Source organism: Ignavibacteriota bacterium, assembly GCA_013285405.1.
GTDB lineage: Bacteria > Bacteroidota > Ignavibacteria > Ignavibacteriales > Ignavibacteriaceae > IGN2.
The window spans coordinates 3,008,940-3,022,423 of the sequence record CP053446.1; the positions used below are offsets into that span (position 1 = coordinate 3,008,940).

Consider the following 13,484-nt stretch of genomic DNA (forward strand, 5'->3'; position numbering starts at 1 on the left):
TTCATTCCGAATAATTATTCAACAGCTCATCTTTTGAGAAGAAGTGAGCGATTTCTTTTTCTGCATTTTCATCTGAATCCGAACCATGAACAGCATTAAGCTGAATGTCAACTGCATATAATTTCCTGATAGTACCTTCAGCAGCTTTTTTAGGATCTGTTGCTCCGATAAGTTTTCTGTATTCCTCAACTGCATTTTCCCGTTCGAGTGCAATCGGAACGCAGCAACCGGAAGTCATATAAGCAACGAGGTCATTAAAGAAAGGTCTTTCCTTATGAACGGAATAAAATCCTTCGGCGGAAGATTTTGTAAGACGCAACATTTTCATTGCATTGATTTTAAAACCTGCTTTTATGATCATAGATAGAATTTCGCCGGTGTAACCCTTTTGAACTGCGTCAGGTTTAATTATAGCTAAAGTTTTAGTTCCCAAATTGTTTTCTCCAAAATAAATTTTTTGTTGAAAATAAAATTCAAGCCCGAAGTGGGCTTGATATATTTTAAAATATTTTTATTGTTATTTATTTCTTTTTCTTCTTTATCGAAGTTTTTTTAGTACCGGCTTTTTTCTTTGTTAAAACTTTTTTAACGGAGGTTTTCTTCTTTTTGGAAATTGCTTTTAACATTGTAGTTCCAATTTCTGCCGGATTATCAACTACATGGATTCCTGCATTCTTCATTGCAGCCATTTTTTCTGCGGCTGTTCCTTTTCCACCCGAAATAATTGCACCGGCATGTCCCATTCGTCTTCCGGGAGGTGCAGTTCTGCCAGCTATAAATCCGACGACAGGTTTCTTCACATTTTTTTTGATAAACTCTGCTGCTTCCTCTTCTGCACTTCCGCCGATTTCACCAATCATTACAATGCCTTTTGTCTCTTTGTCTTCATTGAAGAGTTTGATAATATCAATGAACTTTGAACCGATAACAGGATCTCCACCAATTCCAACGGCTGTGGATTGACCAAGACCGACATCAACAATTTGTTTTACAGCTTCATAAGTCAAAGTTCCACTTCTTGATACAATACCGATATTTCCTTTTTTATGAATGAAGCCTGGCATAATACCAACCTTTGCTTCACCGGGTGAAATAACTCCGGGACAATTTGGACCAACTAATACAACTCCTTTTTCTTTTATTGAATTGTAAACTTTAATCATATCGGCAGCAGGAATTCCTTCAGTAATGCAGATGATAATCTTTATTCCTGAATTAGCTGCTTCAAGAATTGCATCAGCCGCAAAGGCTGGCGGAACGAATATTACAGAAGTGTTTGCGTTTGTATTTTTAACGGCGTCAGCAACTGTGTTGAATACGGGTACATCAAGATGTTTTGATCCACCTTTACCGGGCGTTACACCTGCAACTACTTTGGTTCCGTAATCTATCATTTGTTGTGAATGATATGAACCTTCACCTCCGGTTATTCCCTGCACTAAAAGTCTAGTATGTTTATTTACAAGAATGCTCATAAAATTTTTCCCTGAAATGGATTAGCAATTAAAAATTGACTGACAAATTTAAGAAAATGGAAAGACCTCTCCTAAATGATAAGTAATGGAGTGGGGGATTAATAAAATGTGAATTTGTCCGCCGCTAAAGATTCGTCACAAAAAAGTGAGCAGCGACTAACCTGTCTGCTGTCAGGTAGGTTCACGAATTTAAAACTAATTTTTTTTCTCGTCTATCTTTTTAGAATCAGTATCTGCAGATTTAATTTCGGTTTCAACATCTTTAAGTCCCTTTTTGAACTCACTCATACCTTTACCAATACCGCGGGCAAGTTCAGGTATCTTTTTAGCTCCAAAAAGTAAAAGTACAACTAACACGATTAGAATTATTTCGCCAGCGCCTAAATTACCAAACATGTTTTACCTCTTAATTATAAATATTATTTACTAACGAATTGAAAATAAGACTTCCATCTGTTTTTCCCAAGACCGGATCGCTGCTCCTTTCAGGGTGAGGCATCATTCCAAATACGTTCCCTTTCTTATTCATTATTCCTGCGATATTACTTATCGAGCCATTAGGATTTGCCTGAGAATTCACTGAGCCATCAATTGTGGAGTATCTGAATACAATTTGATGGTTGTCTTCAAGTTCACCCAATGTTTTTTCATCGGTAAAATAATTCCCTTCACCATGAGCAATCGGAATTTTCAATAAAGATTTATTGGTTATTCCTTTTGTTAATACTGTATTTGAATTTTCGATTTTTAAATAAATATCTTTACAAACAAAGTTCAATGACTCATTTCTTATCATAACACCCGGAAGTAATCCGGCTTCAAGTAATATCTGAAATCCATTACATATTCCGAATACATAACCACCATTATTCGCAAACCTTATTACTTCAGTCATAATGGGTGAGAAACGGGCAACCGCGCCTGTTCGTAAATAATCTCCATAAGCAAATCCACCTGGCAGAATAATTATGTTACAACCTTCCAATGAAGTTTGTTTGTGCCATAAGAAAACTACATCTACATCTATAATTTTTCTTAAAACATAATATGTATCGTGGTCACAGTTAGACCCGGGAAATACCACTACTCCGAATTTCGGATTACTCATTTAACTTTTGCCTCCGAAGGAGTACATTTGGACAAAGTAAACTCATAGTCTTCCATTATCGGGTTCGCAAGAAGTTTTTTACAATATTCATTTACTTCCTGTTCAGCAGTTTTAAGATCAGACGTATCAACATTAAACTCAACATATTTATCAATACGTGTATTTTTAATGTTGGTAAGTCCGAGATGCTTTGCTCCGATTTCAATTGCTTTTCCCTGTGGATCCAGTATTGTTTTTCTTCTTTTGATGAGAACTTTTGCTTTGAACATATTTAAATAATTTTAATTTTGTGAAGGTGATGTAATCAATTTGAAAATGTGCCGAAAAATACCAATCACAATCATGAAAACAAAAGTGAGAAATAATCCTTTTATATATAAAAATGTTACAAGCGATATTGCAATTAATAGAAATATAAAATGAAACGGTTTTTCTTTAATACTTTTTATGGAGAATTTAGGTACAACTTCATAACGTATATTGCTAATCATTAAATAAGATAGAATCAGGATCATTGGTGTAATGAAGTCTGACATTGGTGAGACAAATCCATCATGATAAAATGCGAGAATGAATGATGCAATTGTCAGAGCAGCAGAGGGAATTGGTAAACCCAGGAAAAATGATTTTGAAAAACCTACCAGTTGAATATTAAATCTTGCAAGTCTGAATCCACCGGCAATCAGAGGAAGTGCACTGATAAGAATTCCCCAGGTATTCATCGAATAAAAAAATGTTTTATAGAGAAGAAAGGAAGGAGCTGCACCAAAACTAACAACATCCGATAATGAATCGAGTTCAACTCCAAGCTCGCTTGAAGAGTTGGTCAGTCTTGCAACCAAACCATCAAGTGCATCGAATACAGCAGCAACAAAGATAAGCCATGCAGAATATTCATAATTTCCTTCCGAAGCGTTGATGATTGAAAGAAAACCACAAAACATATTCATCGCAGTAAATAGATTTGGGATAACAGAAGGAGTAAGTCGTGGTCGGTTCATTTAGTTTTTATTTCAAAAAGTATAGTTTCACCGGCATATACATTCTCATTTAAATTGACAGCAGGAATATATTTTGATGGAACAAAAATATCTACTCTGCTTCCGAACTTTATCATACCAAATCTTTCACCGGTTTTTACTTCGTCACCTATCTTTAGTTCGTTGACAATTCTTCTTGCAAGGAAGCCTGCTACTTGTGTAAAAAGAATTTTACCTTCACTATTTACAATTCCGGTTTCCATCCTCTCATTATTCTCAGACGCTTTATCGTCGAAAGCGGCTACAAACTTTCCTTCATAATATTTTAAATGTTCAACTTTGCCATCGATTGGAATTCTGTTTACATGAACATTTAACGGAGACATAAAAATGGATACCTGATTGCAATTTTCTCCAACAAAATGATTAAAAATATTCTGTTTAATAACAATAATTTTACCATCTGCCGGAGCTACGACAATATTTATTGCTGAAGGGGTTTTTCTTTCCGGATCTCTGAAAAAATTCAGAGTTAAAAACAAAATTGCGGCAGCAATTAATATTATTACAATCTTTAATGGATTATTCTGCACGAAAAAACTTAGCGAAATAAGAAGAAAAGCAATTACACCAACTATTCCGATTGTTGTGTAGCCATATTTTGTGAACATCTATTCTCCGCTCGTCAATTTTATTAGGCAGTCAGCGTATTTCTTCATTTGTGCAGGTGTTTTGATTTTAAATGGATCAGGAACTATTTCATTTTTACTTGTATCAATAATTTTAATGCTCTCGGGAGAAAATTCACCGACTAAAAAAATCTTCCCATCAAATTTACCAAATATGCAGGTCAGTTCAAGAAGTGTAACGCTTCTGCGATCAAAAAAGGATTTTACGATTGCATTTATTTTTGAACAAAGTCTTATGATGAATTTTATATCATCGTATGAAGAAAGGTTGAATGATACAATGTGGCTTTCAGTTATGAGTGAATCTTTATCATCACTATAATGGAATTCAAATATTGGCAGTTCAAGTTGTGATTGCGGTTTAATAGAGAATATTTTTGATGTCCGTAAATCAGCATTATTTAATATTCTTACTTTGAACGGAATCTCAGTAAAATTAATAAAATACAATTGATTTTTACTATTTCGTTTCTGGTAAGCACTCGGAATATTATAACCCTTTAAATAATCGAGAAAGAATGCATTAAGAGATGCCGTCTTTTCACCAAACGCTTTTAATTTTATTTTAACATTTTTTTGTGTCAGAAAATAATCACTATAATCAATAGATTTAAAATCTGCTGCTGACTCTGATATGTTATCTTTAATTTTTTGCTTCAATATGAATTCACTGAATTTTTATTTCTACTCTACAAATATTAAAATTAAGTTAGGAATTTTACGTATATAAAGTCAATCAAATATCGTATATTTGATTAAATTTTAACAAAAAAACATTTATATGACCAATATCGGAGGAAGTTAATGAAGGGCGGAATGCAAGCGATGCTGAAACAGGTGCAAAAAATGCAGGAAGAAATGCAGAAAGTACAGAGTGAACTTGGAAATCTTACTGTATCGGAAGAGGCAGGTGGTGGGATGATTAAAGCAACTGCAAACGGTAACCGTGAAATAATATCTATTGAAATCGATCCGCAGGTAATTAATAAAGATGAAAAGGAAATACTTGAAGATTTAGTTGTAGCTGCTGTTAATAAAGCAATTTCTTCGGCAGCTAAATTAGCTGAGGAAGAAATGGCAAAAGTTACTAAAGGAATGTTGCCACCTGGAATGAATATCCCGGGATTATAAAGTGCAAATTGCTGAGCCATTATTAGTTGCAATTGAAGAATTGAGTAAACTTCCGGGAATTGGTAAAAAAACTGCACAAAGGCTCGCGATCCATCTTTTGAAATGCGAAGATCAACAGGTGGAAAGACTTATTACCGCAATTCAAAATTTAAAACTGAAACTCAGATTTTGTTCAAGATGTTTTAATCTTTCCGAAGAAGAACTTTGCAGTATTTGCACTTCTGAAAAAAGAGATAAATCTGTTATTTGTGTAGTCGAAGAAGCGAGTGATGTTATGGCAGTTGAAAAAACTCATGAGTATAAAGGTTTGTATCATGTTCTGGGTGGCGTTCTCTCACCATTATCCGGAATTACACCTGAATCACTTCATATAAAAGAACTGCTTAAAAGATTTGAAGAAGAAGAAATTAAAGAAGTAATTCTGGCATTAAATCCTGATACTGAGGGCGAGACTACATCACTGTATTTAGCAAAAATTCTTAAACCAATCGGGATAAAAGTTACCAGAATAGCCAGAGGTTTACCGATTGGTGGTGATCTTGAATTTGCTGATGATGCAACTATTGGTCGCGCAATTTTAAATAGAAGTTCTTTATGAACTCGTTTGAATTATTCAGAGAATGCGAAATTTCAATCTTCAATCAAAGATTTGATTTTAAATTCATCCAATTGAAGAGTAATTATTCTGGCAACATTTATAAAACTGAAACATCACCTGGTTTGATTATTTTTGAAAAGAAATGAAGACAGTATGTAAAATATTTATCAGCATTTTTTTGATTACAGTTTCCGGCTGCGAACTGTTCCAGGTACGGGAACCCGAAGATCCTGATGAAACAAAGTCAAGTTTCAGGGTACCTGTTGAGCCAGCAGATGTTATTCAAAATCTGATTAATTCATTCAAAGATAAAAATTCAAATGATTATAAAAAGAATTTATCAAGTGGTTTACCATTGGTTAATAGAGATTTTTTCTTTGTCCCTTCCGGTAACGTATCATCGATTTTTCCGATTGACTGGCATGTCGATGATGAATTTCAGTATTTCAATAATTTGGTGACAAAGTCTCCTGAGAGTGTTCCAATAACTTTATCATTCACTGGAGAAATCTATGATGTGCGAGCTGATAGTGCGCTTTATACGGCGCAATATTCCATCAGTGTTCCTGTATTGAATTCAGATCCTAAAATTTACCAGGGGAGTTTGAAGTTCACTATGACAAGAGATATAAATTCTGCTTGGATTATTTATTTCTGGGAGGATATTGCAAATCAGGGATTTAAAAGCTGGAGTGATTTGAAGATTGAGTTTTATTTGTAATTACAAAATATTATGTGCGAATGTTATTTTCATTCTGATGGTCTTCGGTTGCACTAATCCCTTCGCACCAAAACTTGATACTGATTTGGATAGCGGAGTTCCTCCGATATCAGACCAAACTACTATTGAAGGTGTATTCCAAAATTTTCAATATTCATATACATTTAAAGATACACTCATTTATGGCAATCTGATTACTTCAAATTTTACTTTTACTTATCGAGATTATGAAAATGGTTATGATGTAAATTGGGGAAGGGATGAAGAAATGCGTACTACTTATGGATTGTTTCAAAATTCAGAAAGACTTGATCTGATCTGGAACAATATTGTTCTCAGTACGATTGATTCACTTGATGCAAATATCGTCCGAAGTTTTAATCTTAACATAACATTCAATCCGACGGATGTTGTAAGGATAGATGGTCGGGTGAATGTCTCTTTAAAAAAAGATCCTGAAACACAAAAATGGCGTATGGACCGCTGGATAGATGAATCTAATTTCTAAAAACTATTAGAAAATAAATTATGTTGTTATTTTATTTTGGAGAGGCTCTTCGTTCAGTAAAATCTGCAAAATCTTCTTTCATTCTGACTACTTTCAGCCTGACAATAAGTGTTTTGCTCATTCTTTTCAGTTATTTCACTCTGCAGATATCAGATTATTATTCTTCAATTCTAAAATCAAGTATCAAAATTAATTTGTTCCTTAAAGAACCTACCTCATCTTCAAGTCAGGAAAACACGCTTGCAGAACTGAATGAGCAAGTTTTTATCGATACAGTTGAATTTATTAGTAAAGACCAGGCTGCAGAACAATTCATCAAAGAGACAGGTGAAGACTTTAAAAAAGTTCTTGATTATAATCCATTGCCAGCTTCATTCATTGTAAGAATAAAAGATTCATATGCAAACAGTGATTCATTAAACTTTATAATTAAATATCTATCAGGAATTCAATCGGTTGATGAAGTAATTTTCAGAGAAGGATTTATTTATAAAATGCTTGGATATATTGAATCAGTAAAATTTTATTTATTCCTGCTTACAATTTTGTTTTCTTTGATTGCTATATATCTTGTCTATGCCACAATAAAATTAATTATTAATGCAAGGCTAATAGATTTTGAAACTATGAAGCTGGTTGGAGCAAAATTATCTACAATTAAAATTCCTGTTCTACTCAATGGAATAATAGCCGGTTTAATTTCCGGTATTCTGACTTATTTCATTTTTATATTTTTTAAAGGACAAGTTACGTTTATTCAATCATTGGGAATATTAATCACGCAGAAAATTGTCATTTACTATTCCATCATATTTTTAACCGGACCATTGTTAGTGCTGATTGTTTCAATGATAACCCTCCGGAAAATTTCATTGAAAATTTGATGATGCAATTTTATTTCATAATTTAACAAATGTTTTTTGATGGTTATTTTTATTATCCATAATTCTTCACTCATCTTGAATTTCTAATGAAATTTATTTTTGTTATTATTTTTTGTTTGATGAGCATATCCAATTTAAAAATGTTTGCTCAACGACTTCCGGATTATCCTGAAAGGGTTGTACAGGATAGTTTGAATCAAATCTTTTCAGCACCTGCAAATAAAATTGCAACTGAAGGGATTATTAATCCTGAAGAATATCAGGTTGGACCCGGTGATAAGATTTTTATATCGATCAGCGGAGTAACTGAAATTGCAAATACACTCATAATTGATCAGGAAGGTTGGCTTTACATTCCAAGAGTTGGAGGAGTTGATCTGAGAAACGCAACTCTGAAAACTGCAAAAGAAAAAATTGTAGAAGCCATTCTCAGGTATTATAAAAATGTAGATATTTTTATTTCCCTGGCTGATTTCCGGATGATAAAAATTTCTCTTGTTGGGAATATTAAAAAGCCATCTGTTTTCGTATTACCTGCTAATTCAAGACTGATGGATCTTGTAACTAATTCAGGTCAATTAAATCAGGACTCTGATATCAGAAATATTAAGGTAATTCCAAAGGAAGGTGAAACTAAAACTTTTGATCTGTTAAGCTTTTTGAGATATGGTGATTTTGCAAATAATCCGATTTTAATTGAAGGCGATGTTGTTCTCATTCAAAAAGTCGATCAGGTTATTAGGATAAGTGGTCAGGTTCAGTTCCCCGCACTATATGAATACAGACCAAACGAAACGGTGTCAGACTTAATTAATCTTTCAGGCGGCTTTTTATTTGATGCACGAAAAGATACTATTGAACTTGTAAGATTTCTCGAAGACGGTAAAACTCAGATTAGCAACTATTATTCTTATGATGAATTAACTAGTACTGAAGTTTTTTTACAGAATAAAGATCACGTTATCATAAGAAAGCTTCCGGAATTTCTGATAGATCATTATGTTGTCATTAATGGTTACGTTCAATATCCTGGTTGGTATAAAATCAACAAAAACAAAACAACACTAAAGCAAATAATAGAGGAAGCTGGTGGGTTTTTACAAGATGCATCTTTATTGGAAGCCTCTGTGATAAGAAAGATGGAAGTTGAAGAAACCGATCAGGAATATGAAAGACTAAAACTAATGCGAATTGAAGATATGACTGAAGATGAATATGATTATTTCAAAGCAAAATCGAGGCAGCATTCTGGCAAAGTCGTTGTAGATTTTATAAAGCTTTTCAGAGAGAATGATATACTTGAAAATATTCTTCTGCATAAAAATGATGTTATAAATATTCCTGAAAAGAAAAATTATATTATTATGTTAGGTCAATTAGTTAACCCCGGGAAAATAGTTTTTGATTCTTCACTCACAATTCAGGATTATATTTCATTAGCCGGAGGTTTTGGCTGGCGTGCTTTGGAAGGTGATGTCCGGATTATCAAAGCAAGCACAGGTGAATGGTTAGATGCTGATGATGTTGAAAAACTTGAAGCCGGTGATACCATTTGGGTTCCTGAAGATCCGCCGGGTCCGAAATTCTGGGATGTTTTTACAGATGCTTTAACTATTGTAGCACAGTTAGCTGCGATAGTAGCTGCATCTGCTGCAGTAATCGTTGCCACGAGGTGATTTCAATGACTTTACACGACATCATTCACGTTTTATTGATTAATTGGAAAGCAATTGTAAAATATACAATCGGCTCTGCTGTTGTAATTTTTCTATATCTGTTTATTATCTCGCCGGTAACTTATAATGCACCCGTTACAATTCTCCCACCACCCGAATCTGATCAAATGTCAGGAATAGGTTCATTACTTTCAGGGAGCGGCGTCGGAGATTTTTTAACAGGAAAATTTTCTCCGGGTAATTCGCAGCTATTTTTACAAATTTTGAAAAGTCGAACTGCTGCTGAATATGTCATTAGAAAAAATAATCTGCTCGAGTTTTATGGCGAAGATTCTGAATATGATGCCGTAAAAAAAATTAATTCAGATTTGCAATTGGATTTGTCTAAAGAGGGGATAATTACATTAGCTGTAAATCTTTCCACAGGTTTCTTACCAAAAATATTTTCGGATATTGATTCAATTAAAAATCTATCTGCTCAGGTATCAAATTCGTTTGTTGAAGCATTAGACAGTATCAACCGCGAAAAAGTATCATACCGGGCTAAACGGGCGAGGGAATATATTGAAGCTCAACTTTTGCAAACCAAAGCAGAACTTGATTCGGCAGAATTTAAACTGATGGAATTCCAAAAGGCAAACAAAACTATTTCTCTTCCAGAACAGCTTGAATCCGCTATTGAAAGCGCAGCAAAACTAAAAGCAGAAATTGTTAATACTGAAATTGAAATTGCTTTACTTGAACCAAATTCAAGACCTGACAATAAGAATTTATTAGCACTAAAGAAAAAGTTAACTCAGCTTCAAAACGAGTATGAAAAATTTGATATTGATTCTGATGATTTCCTTATTGCATTTAGTGATGTTCCTGAATTAGGAATGCAGTTATCAAAACTTTTGCGCAATGTTAAAATCAAAAATGAAGTTTACATTCTTCTGCAGCAGCAATTTTACAAAGAGAAAATTCAGGAAAACAGAGATGTTCCGACTATTGATGTACTGGATGAAGCCATTCCTCCGAAAAAGCAGGTGTCACCAAGACTGATTTATAATACTGTGGTCGGTTCTATTTTTGCTTTACTTGTACTATCTTTGATTTTCATCATCAAAGAAAAGAAGATTGTAATCTTCAAAAATCGAATGGATAATTAATTATGAAAACAGCAGTTGTTACTGGTGGCGCTGGATTTCTGGGTTCACATTTATGCGATAAATTACTTAGTGAAGGTTTAAAAGTCATTTGCGTAGATAATCTTATTACAGGTAATACAGATAATATTGCTCATCTGGCAGGGAATGAAAATTTTTCATTTATAAAGCATGATGTTACTAATTATATTTTTATTCCCGGTAATGTAGATTATATACTGCATTTTGCGTCTCCTGCAAGTCCTGTTGACTATTTACAATTACCAATACAGACTTTGAAAGTTGGATCCTTAGGTACTCATAAAGCATTAGGATTAGCAAAAGAAAAACGTGCAAGATTCTTACTTGCTTCTACTTCAGAAGTTTATGGAGATCCTGAAATCAATCCACAAACAGAAGAGTATTGGGGGAACGTAAATCCGATCGGACCAAGAGGTGTTTATGATGAAGCTAAAAGATTTTCTGAAGCTCTTGTTATGGCTTATCATCGCTATCATAATGTTGACACAAGAATAGTTAGGATTTTTAACACTTTCGGACCAAGAATGAGAGTTAATGATGGAAGAGCTATTCCTAATTTTATTATGCAGGCTTTAACAGGAAAACCAATTACTGTTTATGGAGATGGATCCCAGACAAGAAGTTTCTGTTATATCACTGACCAGGTTGATGGATTATTCAAATTACTAATGTCCGGTGAAAATGAACCTGTGAATATTGGAAATCCCGAAGAAATTCCTTTGATAGATATTGCGAAAGAAATAATTGAGCTGACTAAAAGTAACAGCAAAATTATTTTCGAAGATTTACCGGTGAATGATCCAAAAGTCAGGCAGCCTGATATTACCAAAGCAAAAACAATACTTGGCTGGGAACCAAAAATCAACAGGCGAATGGGATTAGAAAAAACCATTGAGTACTTCAAAAAGTTTGTTTAATTGTTCCGACTTTATTTTCATTTCATAAAATCATTTGAATAGTTACTGTCATCGAATATGAGTAAGAAATTTACTTCGACTATTGCTGGTGCATCAATATTTATTTCTTTGCTCGGATTAATTAGCAGAGGTCTTGGTTTTATCCGGGAAATAATTTTCGCTAATAACTTTGGGTTGGAAAAAGAATTTGACCTTTATCTCGTTGGTGCTGTTTTACCAATAACTATTAATACCATCTTGCTCTATATTGGCCAGAATTATTTTATTCCCGAGTTTCAAAAGATTAATTCTTCAAATCAACAACACGCACAAAATTATTTCAAACAGTCAATTCTATTATTTTCAGCGGCAGGATTAATACTCGCACTTTTACTCTTTTTTACCAGTGGAATGATTGTTGATTTCTATATGCAGTCTGCGGATTCAGCAAGCAGGGAAACAGCATTACTTGTATTCAAAATCTTTTTAGTCACAATTCCATTCTCAGCAGCTATTTCTGTTTTATCAGCTTTACTGCAAAGTTTATATGAGTTTAAATATCCTGCAATTTCAATTCTGTTTCTTAATATCGCAATTATTATCCTGCTTCTCTTTTTATCTGACAGGTTTGGTGTTTATGTAATACCAATTGGTTATGTTGTTGGTACATTTCTGCAATTCATCTATCTACTTATCAAATCACGTAGATATTTGAATTTTGATTCTTTAATTAATTCTGATGGAAATAATTTCTACAAATCAATCTTAAACTCATCAATAGTAATTATTATACTTATTGAATCAATGAGTCAGTTATATGCAATATTTGATAGATATTTTTATGGACAGATATCATCAGGAGGTATCGCCTCACTCAATTATGGATTAATAATATGGTTTCTCCCAGTTTCAATTATTTCAATATCTCTGGCAACTGCAGTTTTCCCTGTGATAACTAAAGCAATCAATAATAGAGCTCATCAGGAAATTGAAAAAATTTACAACGAAAGTATTTCTATGAATACCTTTTTGTTAGTGCCTATTGCATTTATACTTTTCTTTTTTGGTGATATCATTATCAAAATATTTTTTGAGCGCGGAAAATTTGTTGAAAATAGTACGTTAATAACTTTCGGTGTATTAAAATTTTATTCATTAAGTCTAGTATTCTATTCTGTATATGCTGTATTTAATAAAATATTTTATAGCATAAATCAAGCAAAACTCCTTCTCCTGATCACCGTATCTGGTGTGATATTAAAATTTGTTCTCAACTTTTTGTTTGTTGGATTTCAGCAGGAAGGGTTAGCTTTGAGTACAAGTATCAGTTTTATATTTTTCTTTGTAGTTAGTTATGTTCTACTAAACAAAAAATTGAAAATAGAAAACCAGTCACTTTTTATTAAAGATTTCTTATTTCACTTGTTAAACAGTTTTATTTCTTTTGGAGTTATAGAAATTATTTCGAATGTTTTAAATAGAAATGAATTGTCAGCAGAATTAAGTAAGGTCTTGATTTTTGTTATGATTTACATTACGAATACTCTGATAATTAAGCATAATGCGGTTATTATTACGAAAAGAGTTTATAGTCGATTAAATCCATTGAGTTATTTAAAGTATAATTAAAAATAATTTTGTTCGAAAAA

17 protein-coding genes are annotated in these 13,484 nt (G+C 33.2%); 9 read left to right on the plus strand and 8 right to left on the minus strand.

All coding sequences use genetic code 11. The annotated features are described in order from the left end of the window. Position 1 precedes the first annotated feature (1 nt). The 8 genes from ndk to HND39_13230 form a co-directional block, all read right to left on the minus strand. Positions 2-433 carry a nucleoside-diphosphate kinase gene (ndk, locus tag HND39_13195; GenBank protein QKJ97162.1) on the minus strand — a complete coding sequence of 144 codons (432 nt, stop codon included), beginning with the start codon at positions 431-433 and terminating at the stop codon, positions 2-4. Positions 434-521: 88 nt separating this feature from the next. Further along, positions 522-1,475, minus strand: coding sequence for a succinate--CoA ligase subunit alpha (gene sucD, locus HND39_13200; protein ID QKJ97163.1), 954 nt, complete (start codon positions 1,473-1,475; stop codon positions 522-524). Positions 1,476-1,670: 195 nt separating this feature from the next. After that, entirely contained in the window at positions 1,671-1,871 is a 201-nt protein-coding gene (locus HND39_13205) for a twin-arginine translocase TatA/TatE family subunit (GenBank protein QKJ97164.1), read from the minus strand. A 10-nt stretch (positions 1,872-1,881) separates the two neighbouring features. Then, entirely contained in the window at positions 1,882-2,583 is a 702-nt protein-coding gene (gene purQ / locus HND39_13210) for a phosphoribosylformylglycinamidine synthase subunit PurQ (GenBank protein QKJ97165.1), read from the minus strand. Next, positions 2,580-2,852, minus strand: coding sequence for a phosphoribosylformylglycinamidine synthase subunit PurS (gene purS, locus HND39_13215; GenBank protein QKJ97166.1), 273 nt, complete (start codon positions 2,850-2,852; stop codon positions 2,580-2,582). Before purS ends, purQ begins: the two co-directional genes overlap by 4 nt. Positions 2,853-2,864: 12 nt before the next feature. Next, positions 2,865-3,584 carry a CDP-diacylglycerol--serine O-phosphatidyltransferase gene (gene pssA / locus HND39_13220; GenBank protein ID QKJ97167.1) on the minus strand — a complete coding sequence of 240 codons (720 nt, stop codon included), beginning with the start codon at positions 3,582-3,584 and terminating at the stop codon, positions 2,865-2,867. Beyond that, entirely contained in the window at positions 3,581-4,234 is a 654-nt protein-coding gene (locus tag HND39_13225) for a phosphatidylserine decarboxylase family protein (GenBank protein ID QKJ97168.1), read from the minus strand. The genes pssA and HND39_13225 overlap by 4 nt, the downstream gene beginning before the upstream one ends. Next, entirely contained in the window at positions 4,235-4,912 is a 678-nt protein-coding gene (locus HND39_13230; protein ID QKJ97169.1) for a hypothetical protein, read from the minus strand. 144 nt (positions 4,913-5,056) lie between these two features. On the opposite strand from HND39_13230, the gene HND39_13235 reads away from it, so the two are divergent. The 9 genes from HND39_13235 (at position 5,057) to HND39_13275 (ending at position 13,464) form a co-directional block, all read left to right on the plus strand. Next, a complete protein-coding gene (locus tag HND39_13235; protein ID QKJ97170.1) occupies positions 5,057-5,383 on the plus strand; it encodes a YbaB/EbfC family nucleoid-associated protein in 327 nt (108 codons plus the stop codon). Between the two features lies 1 nt (position 5,384). After that, a complete protein-coding gene (gene recR / locus HND39_13240) occupies positions 5,385-5,981 on the plus strand; it encodes a recombination protein RecR (GenBank protein ID QKJ97171.1) in 597 nt (198 codons plus the stop codon). Between the two features lie 142 nt (positions 5,982-6,123). Further along, positions 6,124-6,702 (plus strand): hypothetical protein, encoded by a 579-nt coding sequence (locus HND39_13245; GenBank protein QKJ97172.1) that lies wholly within the window; start codon positions 6,124-6,126, stop codon positions 6,700-6,702. Between the two features lie 37 nt (positions 6,703-6,739). Further along, positions 6,740-7,210 carry a hypothetical protein gene (locus HND39_13250; GenBank protein QKJ98004.1) on the plus strand — a complete coding sequence of 157 codons (471 nt, stop codon included), beginning with the start codon at positions 6,740-6,742 and terminating at the stop codon, positions 7,208-7,210. A gap of 20 nt (positions 7,211-7,230) precedes the next feature. After that, the gene (locus HND39_13255; protein ID QKJ97173.1) at positions 7,231-8,094 is read left to right on the plus strand and encodes a hypothetical protein; all 864 of its coding nucleotides are present in this window, start codon (positions 7,231-7,233) and stop codon (positions 8,092-8,094) included. Between the two features lie 119 nt (positions 8,095-8,213). Next, positions 8,214-9,770, plus strand: coding sequence for a hypothetical protein (locus HND39_13260; GenBank protein ID QKJ97174.1), 1,557 nt, complete (start codon positions 8,214-8,216; stop codon positions 9,768-9,770). A gap of 5 nt (positions 9,771-9,775) precedes the next feature. Next, entirely contained in the window at positions 9,776-10,921 is a 1,146-nt protein-coding gene (locus tag HND39_13265; protein QKJ97175.1) for a hypothetical protein, read from the plus strand. 2 nt (positions 10,922-10,923) lie between these two features. Beyond that, complete coding sequence (locus HND39_13270) at positions 10,924-11,856, plus strand: SDR family oxidoreductase (GenBank protein QKJ97176.1); 933 nt, start codon at positions 10,924-10,926, stop codon at positions 11,854-11,856. A gap of 57 nt (positions 11,857-11,913) precedes the next feature. Next, the gene (locus HND39_13275) at positions 11,914-13,464 is read left to right on the plus strand and encodes a hypothetical protein (GenBank protein QKJ97177.1); all 1,551 of its coding nucleotides are present in this window, start codon (positions 11,914-11,916) and stop codon (positions 13,462-13,464) included. Positions 13,465-13,484 lie beyond the last annotated feature (20 nt).